This is a genomic window from Paenibacillus sp. FSL R10-2771 (assembly GCF_038000205.1).
In the GTDB taxonomy this organism is placed as follows: Bacteria; Bacillota; Bacilli; order Paenibacillales; family Paenibacillaceae; genus Paenibacillus_AQ; species Paenibacillus_AQ phytohabitans.
In genome coordinates this window covers 4,164,042-4,181,427 of record NZ_JBBOBM010000001.1, presented here as the reverse complement: position 1 = coordinate 4,181,427, position 17,386 = coordinate 4,164,042, and the positions used below count along the sequence as shown (strand labels likewise).

General features: G+C 49.2%; 16 protein-coding genes and 1 other annotated feature. Of the genes, 12 read left to right on the top strand and 4 right to left on the bottom strand.

Annotated elements, in window-relative coordinates:
- Position 1: 1 nt before the first annotated feature.
- The 3 genes from NSU14_RS18250 to NSU14_RS18240 all read left to right on the top strand — a co-directional run bounded on the left by NSU14_RS18250 (position 2) and on the right by NSU14_RS18240 (position 3,141).
- A complete protein-coding gene (locus NSU14_RS18250) occupies positions 2–760 on the top strand; it encodes an ABC transporter ATP-binding protein (RefSeq protein WP_336101609.1) in 759 nt (252 codons plus the stop codon).
- 76 nt (positions 761–836) lie between these two features.
- Positions 837–1,550 carry an ABC transporter ATP-binding protein gene (locus NSU14_RS18245; protein ID WP_039308926.1) on the top strand — a complete coding sequence of 238 codons (714 nt, stop codon included), beginning with the start codon at positions 837–839 and terminating at the stop codon, positions 1,548–1,550.
- Positions 1,543–3,141, top strand: coding sequence for a hypothetical protein (locus NSU14_RS18240; RefSeq protein WP_340946630.1), 1,599 nt, complete (start codon positions 1,543–1,545; stop codon positions 3,139–3,141). The genes NSU14_RS18245 and NSU14_RS18240 overlap by 8 nt, the downstream gene beginning before the upstream one ends.
- Positions 3,142–3,483: 342 nt before the next feature.
- On the opposite strand, the gene NSU14_RS18235 is transcribed toward NSU14_RS18240, so the two are convergent.
- Both NSU14_RS18235 and NSU14_RS18230 read right to left on the bottom strand, forming a co-directional pair.
- A complete protein-coding gene (locus tag NSU14_RS18235) occupies positions 3,484–4,305 on the bottom strand; it encodes a class I SAM-dependent methyltransferase (RefSeq protein WP_340946628.1) in 822 nt (273 codons plus the stop codon).
- A 95-nt stretch (positions 4,306–4,400) separates the two neighbouring features.
- Complete coding sequence (locus NSU14_RS18230) at positions 4,401–5,399, bottom strand: tryptophan--tRNA ligase (protein ID WP_042136036.1); 999 nt, start codon at positions 5,397–5,399, stop codon at positions 4,401–4,403.
- A gap of 44 nt (positions 5,400–5,443) precedes the next feature.
- Positions 5,444–5,702 (bottom strand) — a binding site (T-box leader).
- A gap of 85 nt (positions 5,703–5,787) precedes the next feature.
- Here NSU14_RS18230 and NSU14_RS18225 point away from each other — a divergent pair.
- The 9 genes from NSU14_RS18225 (at position 5,788) to NSU14_RS18185 (ending at position 15,369) form a co-directional block, all read left to right on the top strand.
- A complete protein-coding gene (locus tag NSU14_RS18225; RefSeq protein ID WP_336101594.1) occupies positions 5,788–7,053 on the top strand; it encodes a serine hydrolase domain-containing protein in 1,266 nt (421 codons plus the stop codon).
- A gap of 31 nt (positions 7,054–7,084) precedes the next feature.
- Positions 7,085–7,849, top strand: coding sequence for an AraC family transcriptional regulator (locus NSU14_RS18220; protein ID WP_340946625.1), 765 nt, complete (start codon positions 7,085–7,087; stop codon positions 7,847–7,849).
- A gap of 139 nt (positions 7,850–7,988) precedes the next feature.
- Positions 7,989–8,474, top strand: coding sequence for a GNAT family N-acetyltransferase (locus NSU14_RS18215; RefSeq protein ID WP_042136040.1), 486 nt, complete (start codon positions 7,989–7,991; stop codon positions 8,472–8,474).
- Positions 8,475–8,492: 18 nt separating this feature from the next.
- A complete protein-coding gene (locus NSU14_RS18210) occupies positions 8,493–8,966 on the top strand; it encodes a GNAT family N-acetyltransferase (RefSeq protein WP_340946623.1) in 474 nt (157 codons plus the stop codon).
- 363 nt (positions 8,967–9,329) lie between these two features.
- On the top strand, positions 9,330–10,268 hold the full coding sequence (locus NSU14_RS18205) for a ring-cleaving dioxygenase (RefSeq protein WP_042136044.1): 939 nt from the start codon (positions 9,330–9,332) through the stop codon (positions 10,266–10,268).
- 29 nt (positions 10,269–10,297) lie between these two features.
- A complete protein-coding gene (locus tag NSU14_RS18200; protein ID WP_042136046.1) occupies positions 10,298–10,891 on the top strand; it encodes a flavin reductase family protein in 594 nt (197 codons plus the stop codon).
- Positions 10,892–11,189: 298 nt separating this feature from the next.
- Complete coding sequence (gene helD / locus NSU14_RS18195; protein WP_340946621.1) at positions 11,190–13,607, top strand: RNA polymerase recycling motor HelD; 2,418 nt, start codon at positions 11,190–11,192, stop codon at positions 13,605–13,607.
- Positions 13,608–13,669: 62 nt separating this feature from the next.
- Positions 13,670–14,395, top strand: coding sequence for a hypothetical protein (locus NSU14_RS18190; protein ID WP_340946620.1), 726 nt, complete (start codon positions 13,670–13,672; stop codon positions 14,393–14,395).
- Positions 14,396–14,811: 416 nt separating this feature from the next.
- The gene (locus tag NSU14_RS18185) at positions 14,812–15,369 is read left to right on the top strand and encodes an AAA family ATPase (RefSeq protein ID WP_340946618.1); all 558 of its coding nucleotides are present in this window, start codon (positions 14,812–14,814) and stop codon (positions 15,367–15,369) included.
- A gap of 427 nt (positions 15,370–15,796) precedes the next feature.
- On the opposite strand, the gene NSU14_RS18180 is transcribed toward NSU14_RS18185, so the two are convergent.
- Positions 15,797–16,696: a hypothetical protein gene (locus NSU14_RS18180; RefSeq protein WP_340946616.1), complete on the bottom strand. Its 900-nt coding sequence runs from the start codon at positions 16,694–16,696 to the stop codon at positions 15,797–15,799.
- 34 nt (positions 16,697–16,730) lie between these two features.
- Positions 16,731–17,252, bottom strand: coding sequence for an RNA polymerase sigma factor (locus NSU14_RS18175; protein WP_042136056.1), 522 nt, complete (start codon positions 17,250–17,252; stop codon positions 16,731–16,733).
- Between the last annotated feature and the right edge of the window lie 134 nt (positions 17,253–17,386).

Sequence of the window (17,386 nt, the reverse complement as noted above, 5' to 3'; positions counted from 1 at the left end):
GATGAAGAAGATGATTACCGGTATAAATATAACCAAACATTACGGCACCGGTGATGACAAGCGTAATGTTCTGGACGGAGTGTCTATCGAAATTAAAGAAGGGGAGTTCGTGTCGGTTATGGGACCTTCGGGCTCTGGCAAGTCGACGCTGATGTTTGCGCTGAGCGGAATGGAGCGGATTGACGGCGGACGGGTTACCTTTGACGGCAGGGATCTGGGGACACTTGCGGAGAATGAGCTTGCTGACCTGCGCAGAACGGGAATGGGCTTTGTGTTTCAGCAGCCGACACTAATGAAGAACTTGAACATCCTGGATAATATTATCCTTCCGTCCATGCGTGACAACAGGCGCAACGCAGCAGGGATTACAGAGAAAGCAAGACAGCTTATGCAGAAGGTGGGAATCGCGGAGCTGGCGCAGCGGGATATTACGCAGGCCTCTGGAGGGCAGCTTCAGCGTGCAGGGATATGCCGCGCATTGATGAGCAGCCCGGGCATTATTTTTGCTGACGAGCCGACCGGTGCGCTTAACCAGGCAGCGGCTCAGGGCATAATGAACCTGCTGTCTGAAATTAACGCGGAAGGTACTGCGGTCATGCTGGTCACTCATGATGCAACCATTGCTGCGAGGACGGAGCGGATTATGTTCATGTGTGACGGCAGAATCGTCAGCGAGATGCGTCTGCCGAAAGATAGCGGCAAGGACATAGAGGGCCGGGTGGAGATGATTACGGCTAAGATGCGGGAGATCGGGATTTAACGATTGCAAATGAACGATTAGGGAGGGCTGGACGTATTATATTTATTTGCAGACACCAATGAAGAGGTGAGAGAACATGCTGACGATTAAACATTTTACGAAGAGCTATAAGGGCGGGAAGAAGGCGGTAGATGACTTAAGCTTAGTGGTCGAGCGGGGCGATATCTATGGCTTCATCGGACACAACGGGGCGGGCAAAACAACGACCATCCGCGCTGTAGTCGGTGTTCTTGATTTTGAAGAAGGGGAAATAGAAATTGATGGAATCTCCATTAAAAAAGATCCGGTAGCCTGCAAGGCGAATATTGCCTATATTCCGGATAACCCCGATCTGTACGATCATCTTACCGGCATTCAGTATTTGAATTTCATCGGCGATCTATTTCGAGTATCCAAGGCCAACCGTGAGCGGCTTATTCAAAAATACAGCGATGCCTTTCAGCTTACGGCTAATCTGGGCGATATGATCTCCTCGTATTCTCACGGGATGAAGCAGAAGCTTGCGATTATCTCTGCGCTTATTCATGAGCCGAAGCTGCTGGTGCTGGATGAACCTTTTGTAGGCCTGGATCCCAAAGCTGCGCATACGCTGAAAACCATCATGGCTGAGCTATGCAGCAGCGGCGGGGCGATCTTCTTCTCGACGCATGTGCTGGATACGGCAGAGAAGATTTGTAATAAGATCGCGATCATTAAGGCAGGCCAGCTCATTGCTCATGGCAGCACTGAAGAGGTGAAGGGCAAGAACAGCCTTGAGGAAGTATTCATGGAGCTGATCGACAATGATTAATATCTGGAGATTGACGAAGCTGCAGCTGATGTCCACCTTCGGCCTGAATAAAGCGCTGCATACGAAAGACCCTGCAGAGAGACGCAAGGCGCTGCTGCTCAGCATAACGATTATGGCCGGTGTGCTTATGATTGGGGCGTTTTCCTTCAGCTACAGCTTCATGATGGCGATGGCATTTGAAGAGCTGGGGCGGATGGATCTGCTGCTGGCGATTATGATGGCCGTTACCTCGATTGTCGGGTTCTTCACCACGGTCTATAAGGCAAGCGGGGTATTATTCAGCTATAAGGATTATGATATGATCATGTCGCTGCCAGTGAAGACGAGTCATGTGGTGGCGAGCCGTGTGCTTCAGCTGTATGTGATGAATCTGTTTTTTACACTGCTGGTTATGCTGCCTGCGGGTGCGGTGTATGCGATACAAGTGAATCCGGGAGTGCTGTTTTATCTGTTCTTTCTAATAACGCTCTTGTTCATCACCTTGCTGCCGATTATAGCGGCAACGATCATTGGCGCACTCATCAGCTGGGTGTCTTCGAGATTTAGAGCAAGCAAGATGATTAGTGTAGTGTTCACTTTCGCCGTCCTTATTCTCTTCATGCTGGGTTCATTTAATCTGGATGGAGACCAGCAGGAGCTTGCTGATATGGGGGCAGGGCTGGGTGATGCGATCTTTAGGCTGTATCCCCTGGCGTCCGTGTATGTCGATGCGGTCTGCTCGTACCAAGTAAGTTCACTGATCTTCTTCATTGCCCTGTCTGTCCTTGCATTTGTACTCTTCTCCGCCGTGCTGGCAACCCGGTACAAAGCCATTCATACAGGCCTTATGACCAGCCGCTCAGGCAGCAAATATACCATGAAGCCGCTGCAGGCGAATTCTGCTTTTAAGGCGTTGTATCTCAAAGAGCTGCGCCGCTATTTCAGCTCAGCCAATTATGTGCTGAACACAGGCATCGGTATGGTTCTATTGCTGGTTATGTCGGTTTCCTTATTGTTCGTCAGCTCAGAGAAGCTTGGGGTCGTGCTCGACATTCCGCAACTATCGGAGTATTTGAGCACGCTGAGTCCGCTTGTGGTTTCTTTATTTGTGGTTCTGAGCTGCACTACGGCGAGTTCGATTTCGCTTGAAGGGAATCATTTGTGGATTTTACAAAGCTCGCCCGTCTCTAAACCCGCCATTATACTCAGCAAAGTAGCTGTGAATCTCACCATTACGCTACCGGTCATTGCCGTGAGCTGGGTGCTGCTTATCTATACACTGCGGACCGGATGGATGGAAAGTATATTAATGCTTGTGATCCCGGTGATCTACGCTTGTTATTCTGCCATGCTGGGCGTTATTGTGAACCTGAAGCTGCCTAAGCTGGACTGGACAAGTGAGGTTACGGCGATCAAGCAGAGCGCTGCGGTGCTGGTATCGATGATTCTGGGGTTCATCAGTCTGGTTGTTCCGGCCGCGCTGTTCATGCTGCTTCGTTCGGTGAATGGAAATCTCATCTTGCTGGGCTACGGTGTTATTATGGCAGCGGTCTGCGCCGGAATGTACAGATATATACAGGTTAGCGGGGAACGGTTGTTTCTGAGGTTGTAGCCATTGTTGTCTTGAGCAGGATCAACGTGAGCACTTGGGTGGACGCTGCGCGAACGGACTGTTGTTCCAATCGCTGTTGTCCCCAGATTTTATTGATTCTCCTTAGCGGTGAAAATCCGGGGACTGCTGATGCTTCCGAAGCGAGCTTTCCTACGGAAAGCTTTCAGGCGACCGCTGCCGCTTTTCCACAATCATTCCGTCCTCTCCGCTGTTTAAGCGGGAAACGATTTTATACAAAAGAAACCACTCTTAAAGTAGGATTAAACCTTTTAAAGAAGTGGTTTCTTTGTGCTGTCTATGACAATAGCTCACCAAGACTAAACGGAATGCTATAGTACTCTATTAAGGTTTGGTGCCGCAGGCCATAAAAAATAGCATCATCGCATGCGCATCCGGGGAATGGTCGAATTGTTCATAGGCTCTGTTCAATTCCTCATACTCATATTCCGTAATGATCCCTTTCTTATAGAACCCGGTGAACCGGTTAATATCAAATTGACGTTTGAAGCCTTCTATACCATGCAGATCGCTATGCTGGAGGATGGCATCCATATCTACATCTGTATAGCCGGAGCCGGATAACAGGCGCGGCAGGCTTCGGCCGATATTGCGGTTACCGCCTCTTGAAGCCTGCTGCTGGACCAGCTTTTGGATAATAGCAGGCATAATCCCGATTTCAGGCTCGATTGCCCCGAAGACCCCGTCGTCCACATCAATAATGACCAATTTGCCGCCTGGTTTGAGGACACGTCTAAGCTCTGCTGCTGCCTGCTGCGGGTTATGTAGATGAAGAAAGATTAAACGGGCAATAACAAAATCGTATTGATTGTCGGGCAGTCCAGTCTCATACACCGAAGCATGGGCGAAGGTAAGCCGTGATTCGGGGATGTGGCTTAACCTGAGCTTAGCCTCTTCTAGTAAAGCATCATCGATATCAAGGGCTGTGATTTCACTGTGCGGGAAATGCTCCAGCAATTGGGCGGTAACGAATCCCGGACCTGCACCGGCCTCCAGAACCTTCATCCCGTCTGCCAATCCGAATTGCTGCAAGGTGCGGTACTCTTTGTTCCAGCCCATCGAAGCCTGTTCCTGCAGGCGCAGCAGTTCTGATTCTGCCCCGTTACTGACATTCTGGAAATTATACGTGGAGTTACGTACGTTCATAGCTATTGCCTCCCAACCGGCTATTTGTAAAAGTTTGAATTTGATAATTTTACCATACCGTCCGTTTGAGTTAAACTCCGCTCCAGGGAGCTTATTTAAAAACGCCCGATCTTCGCTTTGACCTGCGCAAGCAGAGGTGCAGCTAGGGCTCTTGCCTTCCGGGCACCTTCACTCAAGATCGCGTCGATCTGTTCTGGCGCTGCCATGAACTCATTGTATTTCTTCCGGGGTTCCTCCAGAGCAGCATTAATCACCTGGAACAGCTCCTGTTTGGCCTCACCCCAGCTAATGCCGCTTAGATATTGCTCTCTGAAATCCTGTACTTGAGAGGGAGCCGCAAACTCTTTGTACAGCAAGAAAATATTTGACGTATCCGGGTCTTTCGGCTCCTGGGGAGGCGTAGAGTCCGTTTTGATTTTGCTGATCAGCTTCTTCAGGTTTTCTGGTGTTTCGAACAGCGGAATTGTATTATTATAGCTTTTGCTCATCTTCCGCCCGTCCAGCCCTGGAATCACGGATGTGTTCTCATCGACCCTATAATCAGGGAGCTTGAAGGTATCTCCATAAATCCGGTTGAAGCCCTCGGCAATATCTCTGGCGATCTCCACATGCTGAATCTGGTCCTTACCGACAGGGACCTTGTCAGACTGGAACAGCAGAATGTCCGCAGCCATCAGCACCGGATAAGTGAACAGGCCCATATTGACTCCTGCATCTGCATCCACGCCTAATTGAATATTTTGTTCATGAATGGCTTTGTACGCATGGGCACGGTTCATTAGACCTTTGGACGTCAGACAAGATAGAATCCAGTGAAGCTCGAAGATCTCCGGCACATCAGATTGCCGATAAAAGACTACCCGCTCCGGGTCCAGTCCCAGTGCCAGCCATGTAGCTGCGATACCGTAAGACAGATCACGAAACTCGTCTCTGTCCTGAATGAAAGTTAATCCATGATAGTCAGCGATAAAATAAAGTGCAGTACAATCACCGGCCCCGGCGAGTTGCAGGGCAGGCTTGATTGCTCCGATGTAGTTTCCCAGATGGACTTTGCCCGTAGGCTTAATTCCGGTTAATACAATTTCCTTACTCATGTTATCCCTCCGTTTATGTAATCAAAAAGGGGTCCTCTCATCCTGAAAAGGACGAGAGAACCCCGTGGTACCACCTTAATTAGCCCGGATTATGATCCGGACCCGCTTAAACGTATCGCGACATCGCTATATGCCCTGAATACGCGTCTCTTGTAACGATGAGACCTTCGCCAAAGCCTACTTCCTGAAGGTTCGGTTTGGATGCTCAGAAGCCCACTTCGGCATAATCCCTACACTGATTCGCAGCAATCATCAGCTCTCTGGAGTATTCGTTATGCGTACTCTCTTCGTCATTGCAAAGTTGTATACTATTGTATTACTGTATTTTTACAATATCTTAGGGTGAATGTCAATTGGTAGTTAAACAGGTTAGGGAGTGAGTGAGTCAGTGCAGTCAATAAGTGTAAAGCTGGAGAATTATATTAACAAGTACCTGGAGCTGTGGGATTTCTACGGCGTTATTCAAGTTACCCGGAAGGGCGAAGTACTCTTTGAGAAGGCCTGCGGCTATGCGAGTATTGAGTTTGGAATTAAAAATGATATACACTCCCGATTCTCCCTCGCCTCCATGTCCAAGCAGTTTACGGCCTTTGCGGTTATGCTGCTGCATGACAGGAAGATGTTGGATGTTGATGCATCCGCACAGCTATATCTCCCTGCGGATCTGAGAATTGATGAGTCTATTACCGTACATCATTTATTGTCACACACATCCGGTTTATATAATTTTTATAATTTTGAGAATGATTTTTTCGGCGGATATAACAGAATGAATTACTCACAGACGGAGTACTTCCAGCAGTATATCAACAAGAATCCCACAAAGCCGGCGGGTACAGAATATGATTATAATAACTCCAACTATAATTTGTTGGCCTGGATTATTGAGCATGTTACTGGAGAGAGGTACGGGGATTTCATTCGAAAGCATCTCTTTCTGCCCTTAAATATGCTTAATACTACTGTCGATGACGACTCTGTAACGATTGCGAACAGATCCAATAATTATGCAAAGGATTTCGCCGAAACGGTCAAAAGTCCATATTACAACGAGAAGTTCAGCATAGGTGCAGGCGGGATTGTTTCGAACTGCGAAGATCTGCATAAATGGTATACCTGTCTGCGGGACCGGAAGCTTCTGACGCCGGAGGCATATACCCGGTTTTTGAGCGAGAATGATAACAACTACTGCTATGGACTGGAGCATCACCATCTGTACGGCCAAGACAGATATGCCCATGGCGGCGATCACCTCGGGGTCAGCACCTATATGCAGAATTTTTTTGCTGAAGACATTTGTATTATTATTCTATCGAACAACGAAGCTATCAATCAGTACCGGCTGGGCAATACAATCTCAGATATTGTGCATAATGTTGAGGTGGAGGCTCCGGTTCGGCATACTGAGCTTCACCTCAGTGAGCGTAGCCTTCGCATGTATTGCGGAACGTACCTGGAAGACAAAATCCAGATTGAATTCATTAACGGAAAATTATATTTCACGAGATTCTCCGGCAATTTTCATATTGAGCTCTATCCAGTAAGTGAGGGAGAATTTGTCCAAAGATATTATGACCAGAACCATCCCTACAGGATCGCAGAGAACGACCTGGGTGAGATGACTTTTTTCGGGCACACCAGGATTACCTCTTGATATTGCCGCGGCGTCAAGTGATACGATAGTTATGAGATCTCAGAGAGGAGAGCGAAATGAACAGATCTATATTCGGATCACGGCAGTGCTGCGGAAGATGGACATACCGATCAAAGAAATAAAGTCAGTGATTATTGCGAATTCAGTAGCCGGGCTTAGCAAAGTCATAGTGAATAAACTGAATTCTATCAGGAAGCAAAGGGAAGTGATAGGGGTTGTTGAACGGCAGTTAAACCGGGTCCTGGAATACCTTGAGCGGCAGAACGAAGGCAAGCTGGACTTGGATAATATTCTTACCGAGACGGAGGCTGTATTTATGAGCAGTTTAACGGAACCGCATGTATTCAAAATTATTGATTTACCTCCCATGAGAGTGGCTTTTCATATTGTTGTGGACGCAGCTCCCGAAGACAAAGCGATGGGCCCTTTAATGGACTGGCTGAAGTCAGCGAACCTGCTGGGTACGGCGCGGCTCTTCGGTGGTAATATGAAGCCCATGCCAAGCAGTGCGGGCAAACCCTATGGTTACGGGATGTGTGCGACAATTCCAGCGGCCGTCGTTGTTCCAGAGCCTTTCAAGGAAATGCAGCTGCCGGGAGGATTGTATGCCATGCTTGGTAGCAGTGACGACATCGGCGGTTCCTGGAAAAGTCTGATGAATCAATTATCGCAAAGCAAGAAGTACCGTTCAGATCGCGGAAGGCTCTGCCTCGAAGAGCATATCCGTAACGATCATCCGGAGGGCAGCGGCAACCTGTATGATCTGAACCTTCTGGAGCCGGTAAAGGCGAAATAAGTGTAAACAGGCGGGCTTCCTTAGTGAAGTTCTGCCTGTTCGCGTCCAATCACTTACATGCAATATGTCATGGTAGAATGATGTAATTCAATGTAATGTTTGGAAGTGAATTAAAGAGGAGCTGGCGAGGAGGCGAGGCATGGGTATTGAATTTAAGAAGGTGAGCAGTTTTCAACGGGGAATATTGTTTGAATTATTGAAAGATGCCTATGCCTTTGATTGCCGGTATGAGCAAAGCTGCCTTGCTGAATGGCGGGAATTTGATAACTTTTTCTTTGACAATCCGCCGATTGCAGATAAATACGGGTTCATCACAACGCTGCACGATGAAGCTGTCGGCTTCGTTTCCTGGGACCCGAGGAACCTGCCTGAGGTTGCGGAAATAGGCCATAACTGCATTGCTTCAGCCCACAAAGGTAAAGGTTACAGTAAAATGCAGCTGCAAGAAGCAGTGAATAGAATCCTCCAAAATGAAGTCCGGAAAATTATTGTAACAACAAATGATGATCTGGTTCCTGCCCGGCGGATGTATGAGAGTATCGGATTCACCATGTATCAGACAAGGCCGAATCAACATATTGCAGGGATGGTCGGCGAACACTTGGATTATGTATATTTTGTATGAAATCTGGAGGTACATAGGATGGAAGTTACTTTAAGTAAAGCGGTAGCGGAAGATGCGGCAGTGATTCATGAAATGCAAACCCGGGCATTCCTGCCCTTGCTCGAGAAATATCAGGATTATGGTACGAACCCTGCTAATGAGACTGTAGACAGTACGGTAGAACGGATCAACCAGGCTCATGCAGACAATTACATCATCCGGTATTCCGGGGAGGCAGTTGGTGCGATTAGAGTGGTCCGAAAAGAGAATGCCGTATTTCGTGTCGGACGGATATTTATCCAGCCGGAATACCAGGGTCTGGGCATAGCCCAGCGGGTGTTTGCCTTGATCGAGCAGATCTATTCCGAAGCTAAAGTCTGGGAGCTGGATACCGTAATGCAAGAGGAAAGAAACTGCTACTTGTATGAGAAGCTAGGTTACAGAAGAACAGGTGAGACCAAAGAGATCAATGACAAGCTGACGTTGTGCTTCTATGAAAAAACGCTTATTTAAGGCTCACGTTGTAAAAGTATAAAATGCTGTATATATTGCAACTTTGATTCATAAATACCTAAGTATTCGAGGGGATTGTTGTATGAAATGCAGGAATTATCTCTTTCAGCGGCTTGGAGGAGGCGGAATGCTGCATTCCGTACAACAATTTTCGATTATGGACGTTTTTGGGAGGAGAATGTTGTATTTTGTGCAGGATTGTAAATAGTAAGAGAGATAGACAAGTGCTTGACAAGCGGAATAATAAAAAGTAAAGTGAGAATATAAATTATCTTAACTTAAAGATAATGTTTAACCTAATATATTAAAGTAAAGATAAAATGTTAATCTAAGCTAACCAAATTTAATTAGGAGTGAATTTAAATGAACAAACAAACTATGGGCATTCATCATATCACCGCAATTGTCGGCCATCCGCAGGAAAATATGGATTTTTATGCAGGTGTGCTGGGACTCCGGCTGGTTAAGCAAACGGTCAATTTCGACGATCCGGGAACATATCACTTCTACTTCGGCAACAATGGCGGCAAGCCGGGGACGATTATTACTTTCTTCCCGTGGGCAGATGCATATCAGGGTAAAATCGGCGGGGGGCAGGTCGGCGTTACTTCATATGTGATTCCGGTAGGGGCGATGGCTTTCTGGAGAGAAAGACTGACGAAGTTCAAGGTTGCTTTTACCGAAATGGAGCGGTTTGGCGAGCAGTATCTGGAATTCGATGATCCCCACGGTCTTCATCTCGAACTGGTGGAACGGGAGGCTGGAGAGCGTAACGAATGGACCTTCGGCGGGGTAACTCCGGAGGTTGCGATCAAAGGCTTTGGTGGTGCGACACTGCTGTCCACGCATCCGGAGCAGACTGCTGAGCTGCTGGAGAAGGTGATGGGACTTACATTCGCAGGACAAGAAGGCGATATCGCCCGTTACCATTCCACTGCGGACCTCGGAAATGTGGTTGAACTGAAGGTAACAGCGGTACAGCGCGGCGAAATGGGTGTCGGCACCGTGCATCATATTGCCTGGAGAGCGAAGGATGACCAGGATCAACTTGAATGGCAGGAATATGTGCATGATAATGGATATGGAGTAACGCCTGTTCAGGACCGGAATTACTTCAATGCTATTTACTTCAGAGAGCATGGGGAGATCCTGTTTGAGATCGCTACTGATCCTCCTGGCTTCGCCCATGATGAAACGCCGGAAACGATGGGCAGCCACCTGATGCTGCCGGCACAATATGAGCCGCACAGAGAACAGCTTGAGCAGGTATTGCTGCCTTTTACCGTAAGAGCAGTAGATTAACCGACTTTCAGAGAAGAGGGGATGCTAAGATGATTTCAATTGATCCACTGCAGAATAGCGAGCGGGATAATTATAAGCTTCTGACCGGGAGCATTATCCCGCGGCCGATTGCTTTTGTGACGACGATGTCGGGAGAGGGAATCTTGAATGGTGCGCCGTTCAGCTATTTCAACATTGTTTCCTCCAATCCGCCGATGATCTCCATTTCGATTCAGCATGCTGCGGGCCAGTCCAAGGATACGGCGCGGAATATTATGCAGACGAAGGAGTTTGTCGTTCATATTGTGGATCAGCAGAATGTCGGGCAGGTGAATATCACCGCAGCGCCCCTGCCACCGGACCAGAGTGAAGTTGCTTTAGCCGAACTGACGCCTGTAGATAGCCTGCAGATTACTGTTCCGGGGGTTAAGGAAGCGAAGGTGCGGATGGAATGTACACTTGAGCATTGTCTGGAGCTGCCTAATAATGACCTGATTATCGGCAGGATTGTACAGTTTCATATCGATGAGGATATTTACGAACAGGGAAGAATTGATCCGGTGAAATTAGGGGCGGTAAGCCGCCTGGCAGGGAATAATTATGCGGGGATTGGTGAGGTATTTACCATAGAGCGCCCGGTTTAAGGCTGTGCTCGTAAACAGGCAGCCGTAGGAAGTCTGTTATCTCAGTTTCTTATATCTGAACAACAAAACCCTGGCGCAAGCGCCAGGGTTAATTATGTATCGGGAAGTATTGCATACAAAGAAGTAATATGTTAATGTTAAAGAACTGTTGACTTTTTTAAAAAAAGAACGGAGGTAATGCATCTTACTTATATTTTAATTATAGCAAATGGACATCCGGTTTGTCAACCCGCCAGTTTGGGATTATTGCAGCGGGGAAGATAAGGAATATCATTCAAGAAAAGGGAGTGGTCGGGTGATGGAGAAGATAAGCAGCTGGGAGCAGGAACAGGAGTGGCTGGAGCAGGTAAAAGAAAAGCTGAAATCGGGGATTGCTAACCTGGAGCCGGAGGTTGGCCGGTTAAAGGAGCAGGCAACAGATATCCGCAAAAGATTCTGGGAAGAGGTAACGGTGAATACCAGCACCCAGGAAGACTTTGAAGAGAGCTTCTTTACCATAACTCAGCAGGATGCCGTCTTATCTGAGCGGGAACGCAGCCACGCGCGGAAGCTGCAGCAGTGGAAGAATATGAAGCGGCTGCTGCCGTCCCCTTATTTCGGGCGGATTGATTTTCATGAGGATGGGCAGAGTGCTGAAGAACAGGTCTATATCGGGGTCTCCTCCTTCGTCGATACAGACGGACTGAGCTTTGTGGTCTATGACTGGCGCACTCCAATTGCGAGCCTGTACTATGACTATCCGCCGGGAAAAGCAGCCTTCGACACACCGGGAGGACGGATCAGCGGAACAATGAGTCTGAAGCGGCAGTACCAGATCCGTAACGGCCAGCTTCAGCATCTGTTCGATGCGAATGTAACGATCGGCGACGAATTGCTGCAGCAGGTGCTCGGCAAGGGTGCGGATGCCCAAATGAAAAGTATCGTGGCAACCATCCAGGCGGAGCAGAATGCGATCATCCGCAACGATAACAGCCAGATGCTCATTGTGCAGGGAGCCGCCGGCAGCGGCAAAACATCAGCAGCGCTGCAGCGTGTAGCTTACCTGCTGTATAAACACCGCGAGCGGCTATCGGCGGATCAGATCGTGCTGTTCTCCCCTAACCCGATGTTCAACAGCTATGTGTCTACTGTTCTTCCCGAACTGGGTGAAGAGAATATGCAGCAGACGACCTTTCAGGAATATCTGGAAACTTGGCTAAGTCCGGAATTCCGGCTCGAAGATCCGTTTGATCAGATTGAATATGTATTGACCGGGGAGCAGGACAGGAGTTATGGCTCCCGCCTTCAGGCTATTGAATATAAGGCATCGGAAGCCTTCCTCCGGGCACTTCAGGGCTATTCGCAGTGGATCAAGCAAGAGGGCATGCTGTTTAACGACATCTGTTTCCGGGACCGCGTGCTGATCTCAGGAGAGCAGATCAAGACCAGGCTGTATAGCTATGATCCTTCGATTCGTCTGCCGAACCGCGTCACCCTGGTGCAGAAATGGCTGCTGGAAGAGCTGGCCAGACTGCAAAAGGAAGAGCAGGGAGCGTCCTGGGTACAGGAGGAGATGAATTACCTCGATAATGAGCAATACGCTAAGGTATACGGCATGCTGCACAGAGAGAAAGGGGTGTTTGACTTTGCCGAGAAATACCTCCGGCTTCAGGAAATGCTGGTGCACAAGCGCGAGCTGGATGAGAGTGATTTTGATTACGCCGAACGTGAGGAAGAGCTGCTGGGCCAGATGATCGTGAAGGAGCAGTTCAGACCTCTGAGACGGGGAATCAAGCGGTTCACATTTATCGACATGAGCGGGTTATACCGCCAGCTGTTCACTGATGAACGGGCCTACAGGGAAATGACAGGTGAAGCGGAGGTGCCGGAGCTTTGGCCGGAAATCTGTGCGCAGACGAAGGAGAAGCTGAGCGGGCAGGAACTCTTTTATGAAGATGCGACACCCTATCTGTATTTAAAAGAGCTGATCGAAGGCGTCCGGACGAACACGCAGGTGCGGCATATTTTCGTTGATGAGGGCCAGGACTACTCCATGTTCCAGTATGAGTTTCTCAAAAAGCTGTTTCCCCGCGCCCGTATGACGGTTCTTGGTGATTTCGGCCAGGCGATCTTCACCCAGGCGACGAATTTGTCAGGTGCGGGTTCACCGCTGGTTCAGCTGTATGGAGAGGCGGAGACTACGCAGTATCAGCTGGTCCGGAGCTACCGGTCAACTTATGAGATCGTGGAGTTCACGAAGCCGCTGTTGCCCGGCGGTGAGGCGATAGTCCCTTTTGAGCGGAGAGGCAGAAAGCCTGTTCTAACTAAGCTGGAGAGCCATGAGATGAAGGCGGAACGCATAGTGAAAGATCTTGCCACGCTTCAGGCGGAAGGGTACACTTCAATTGCCGTGATTACGAAGACTGCGGCTGAGAGTATAGAAGCTTATAAGAAGTTGACCGCTGGAGGCGCCGCTGAGCTGCGGCTAATCACGAAGAACACGCCTACTTTTGAGAAAGGGGTACAGGTGATTCCTGCTTATCTGGCCAAAGGCGTGGAGTTCGACGCTGTGCTGATCTATGATGCTTCCCCGCAGACGTACCGGAGGGAGAACGAGCGGAAGCTTTTTTATACCGCATGTACACGGGCGATGCATGTGCTTCAGCTGTACACGACGGGGGAATGGACGCCTTTCATCCGGGAGGAAGACCCGGCATTGTATGAACTGGCGGAGTGATAAGCGCAGGTTATACCCTGAGATTTCTTGAAAGGAGTGGATGCATGCTTATTTCCAGTCATTTGAACAAGTATAAACAGACGATTCTTGAGCTCCCGGAAGATAAAATGCTGTCCAAAGCGGAATTGCTGGCCAGTGACTTGCTCATGAAGCGCAGCGGCCTGCTTGAAATGTATTATGCTCCGCACAACGAGTATGTCAATCCTGCTGCCAAAGTAGTGATTATTGGAATTACGCCCGGATGGACACAAATGAGAATAGCGCTGCAGGCAGCCAAAGCCGGCCTTAAGGCCGGACTCTCCGATGAGGCAGTGTGCAGGCTGGCGAAGGAAGCGGCCGGCTTTGCCGGAACCATGAGAACCCATCTAATTGACATGCTGGACGCGCTTGAACTGCACCGATATCTGGGTGCCGGATCTTGCGGAGATTTGTTTCAGGATCAGCATGAGCTGCTGCACACCACTTCTCTGCTGCGGTTTCCGGTTTTTGTGGCGGGGAATAATTATAACGGAACCCATCCCCCTCTGCTGACCAACCCTTTTCTGAACCAGACTGTCTTACGCTCATTGCAAGATGAACTCAGTCTCATGAATCAGCCGTTAATCATACCTCTGGGCAAAAATGTAGAGCAGGTGCTTCAGCGGCTGGTAGCGGACGGGATGCTGGATGCACGAGACTGTCTATGGGGATTCCCTCATCCTTCCGGCGCCAACGGACATCGACATAAGCAGTTTGCCAGCCATCAGGAGTCCATGCGAAATAAGATACGTGCACTTAGCGGTAAATGAAGAACGCTCTGAATGCCATATCCTAGAGAAAATATGAACAGTAACCGACCGGCTGCGCTGCAGCTGGTTTTTTATTATATGTGTTTCCGCGCCTCATTGGTTGCTGGGAGACCTGAGATTCTTCAGACAATGTGGCTTAAATGTTGTACGTAATGCAACTTGGCTTGCCAGAAACCTAGGTGTTTGGACAGATTGTTGTATGAAATACAAGATTTATTCCTTTAAACCGCTTGCAGGAGGAGAAATCTTGCCTTTTGTACAACAATTTTGGATTTAAGCCGGGATCTCGAGGGAAATGTTGTATTATGTGCAGGATTGTTTATGGCGGGAATACCTTAAATCATTCCCGGCATATGAACGGTCCTCAAACACCGGTATGATTAAGCTGTTTCGGAATACCTAAAGGGAGCGGGATTATGAAAGCGAAATTGCCATTATTCATTATCACTGGAGCCAGCGGCGTGGGAAAGACTACGGTTATGCACGAACTGAGAGGGCGGATGCCTGAATTTGTGCTGTTCAGCACGGATAACGATAATTTCGGGACAACGGCTGGGAAGCTGGAATATCAGGACCGGTATAACGTGCTGCTGCACTGTGCCCATGCGGTCGCCATGTCGGGAAGAGGGACCATTATATGTGGAACGTTCATGCCCTGGGATGCCAGGAAATGTGATGTCTACAGTACATTTAGTGAACTGCACTTTATTAATCTGCACTGTGATGATTCTACCCGGAACAGCCGCCTGCGTACCCGTGAGGATGCAGCGATGTGGAATGACGATATGCTGAAGCGGCATGAAGAGTTCGCCCGGTGGCTGCTTGAGCATGCGGATACAGATTATGATCCGCCGATGCCTACGTTTGACTCGACTTCTACGCCGCCAGCCCTGCTGGCGGAGCAGATCAAGGAATACATTGGGTTAAAATGGCATGAGAGCGTTGGTGAGGAGAAGAAGGGGACGGGTGTATGAACGTGAAACTGGAGAATCCCAGGAGTTCATCTGTCCGGTTTATAATGCAACGGGAAGATAGAAAGGAGCCAACGGACAAATTGCCGTTGGCTCTAAAAGTTTTTGCACCCGATAAGGTGAATGGAGTGAACTGGATAAGCTCAGAGGGGAGGGGAAGCGGAATTAGTTGGATTTCCTCCACTTGCTGATGAACGAATGGCAGCATCTAAACCAACAGTTGTAAAAACAACACTTAAAGCTGCCCATTTTATCCACAGTAGCGAAAACTAACTAGATTAGATGCTGTTTTTCCACTTGCTTCCGTATATCCCGCGGAACTGGGCTAATTAAGATACCTTTATCCACTTGTTTGCCGCTGAAGAGGTAATGCAGGGGTAAAAGTGCACCTGATTCTGGTGGAAGTGGGCTGATGCCCGTAAGCAGCAGCTTAAGGATTCATGCTGTTCCACAGCGCCTGGAAAGCGCCGGATTCGACCTCGAAGAATACCGGAGCATTGCCGTAGCGTACCAGTCCCTGGCCGAACAGGGTCAGCTCCACCCGGGCCTTGTCATCCAGCTGAAGGTAGATGATCTTGCGGTCTTCGCTGTCATAGATGCCTTGCTCCGTCAGCGGCTCTGCTGCCAGTGGTTTGGCGGCATTAAGTGCGCTCAGGAAGCCATCCAGCGCGACACCCTCCGGCAGCGGCAGATACTGCTGCTGGCCATTATTCCAGCTGCTGAAGCTCTCCCACTGGGCGGAGGCAATGCGGCCTTCCAGATTCAGCTTGCCGAACAAATCAGCGCCGCTGCTTACAGTAATACCATTCGTGTGTTCATACAGCTCCGCATATACCTGGCCGTCAATCTCCGTATAGGACATCAGCAGGAATCCGGAATCGTATCCCTTTACGGCATAGATATCCGCTTCGCCAATATTGGAGGCCAGCTCGATATAGTCATCCTTGCCGCTCCATTCATCAATGCCGCCGGACGTCCGGCCCAGCTTCTCGCCGCGCAGTGCTGCAGCATCAGCCGCATCGATACGGGTCGCCGCTTGAGTATAGATGTTGCCCTTATATACGACAAGGGCGATCATATCTGCTGAAACACCGGAGCTTTTATCCGGCAGCTCTATCTTGGGAATGACGATGCTGGCGGAAGTACCCGCAGCAGGTGTGCCCGGGTCTACCTGAGCCACTTGACCCGGGGAGGCCGTTCCATTCAGCTGCTGCATAATGCTTGGTCCGGCTAAGCCGATTCCGGCGGCGAGCAGTACGCTTGCTGCCACATAGACCATTTTACGCGGACGGCGTTTCTGCTCCATTTTATCGGTTAATCCTTGTTTCATGGTTTCACTGGATTTCATTGAATTCACCGCTTTCTTATAGTTTGTGCGAAAATCTTCTTCCTTCACTCGGGTCCGCTCCTTCCAGCTCCAGTTTTAACAGCTGACGTCCCCGCTGAAGTCTCATCTTCACGGCAGACTCGCTGATTTGCAGAATCCTGCTGATTTCCTGGATGGGGTAATCCTCGTAATAATACAGATGGATCACCGTTTTATACTTTACCGGCATCGCCAGCACAAGCTGCAGGATCGCCATATCCTCGGGGGTGTCGGCCGCAACCGGCTCAATACCCTCCAGCTTGACTTCGCGCTTGCGCCAGCCTCTGCCCAGCAGATTTTTACAATGATTGGTGATTACCCGGATCAGCCATGCCTTCTGATGTTCGTCATCCTTAAATGCGGGAGCTTTCTCCATCAGCTTGATGAAGGTGTCCTGCGTGGCTTCTTCGGCATCCTGGCGGCTGCCCAGATGGATCAGGGCAATCCGGAACAGCATATCTGAGTAGACCTCGTAACTTTGTATCACATGATTGCCCGGCCGGGTCATGGGTTGCTGCATGAGGTTATGCCCTCCTTTACCTATAACACCCTTAAGGACGGCATTTGGTCACATATTGTTTCCGCAAAATTCATTTGGGTTGCATTCCTGTCCCTTGAGTGAAATAGAACAGGGGATGGGGAAGTCTAAGACTT

Excerpts from the sequence above, each read along its gene's own strand:
- NSU14_RS18250 (WP_336101609.1), top strand. The coding sequence starts at position 2 with ATGAAGAAGATGATTACCGGTATAAATATAACCAAACATTACGGCACC.
- NSU14_RS18245 (WP_039308926.1), top strand. The coding sequence starts at position 837 with ATGCTGACGATTAAACATTTTACGAAGAGCTATAAGGGCGGGAAGAAG.
- NSU14_RS18240 (WP_340946630.1), top strand. The coding sequence starts at position 1,543 with ATGATTAATATCTGGAGATTGACGAAGCTGCAGCTGATGTCCACCTTC.
- NSU14_RS18235 (WP_340946628.1), bottom strand. The coding sequence starts at position 4,305 with ATGAACGTACGTAACTCCACGTATAATTTCCAGAATGTCAGTAACGGG.
- NSU14_RS18230 (WP_042136036.1), bottom strand. The coding sequence starts at position 5,399 with ATGAGTAAGGAAATTGTATTAACCGGAATTAAGCCTACGGGCAAAGTC.
- NSU14_RS18220 (WP_340946625.1), top strand. The coding sequence starts at position 7,085 with ATGAGATCTCAGAGAGGAGAGCGAAATGAACAGATCTATATTCGGATC.
- NSU14_RS18215 (WP_042136040.1), top strand. The coding sequence starts at position 7,989 with ATGGGTATTGAATTTAAGAAGGTGAGCAGTTTTCAACGGGGAATATTG.
- NSU14_RS18210 (WP_340946623.1), top strand. The coding sequence starts at position 8,493 with ATGGAAGTTACTTTAAGTAAAGCGGTAGCGGAAGATGCGGCAGTGATT.
- NSU14_RS18205 (WP_042136044.1), top strand. The coding sequence starts at position 9,330 with ATGAACAAACAAACTATGGGCATTCATCATATCACCGCAATTGTCGGC.
- NSU14_RS18200 (WP_042136046.1), top strand. The coding sequence starts at position 10,298 with ATGATTTCAATTGATCCACTGCAGAATAGCGAGCGGGATAATTATAAG.
- helD (WP_340946621.1), top strand. The coding sequence starts at position 11,190 with ATGGAGAAGATAAGCAGCTGGGAGCAGGAACAGGAGTGGCTGGAGCAG.
- NSU14_RS18185 (WP_340946618.1), top strand. The coding sequence starts at position 14,812 with ATGAAAGCGAAATTGCCATTATTCATTATCACTGGAGCCAGCGGCGTG.
- NSU14_RS18180 (WP_340946616.1), bottom strand. The coding sequence starts at position 16,696 with ATGAAACAAGGATTAACCGATAAAATGGAGCAGAAACGCCGTCCGCGT.
- NSU14_RS18175 (WP_042136056.1), bottom strand. The coding sequence starts at position 17,252 with ATGCAGCAACCCATGACCCGGCCGGGCAATCATGTGATACAAAGTTAC.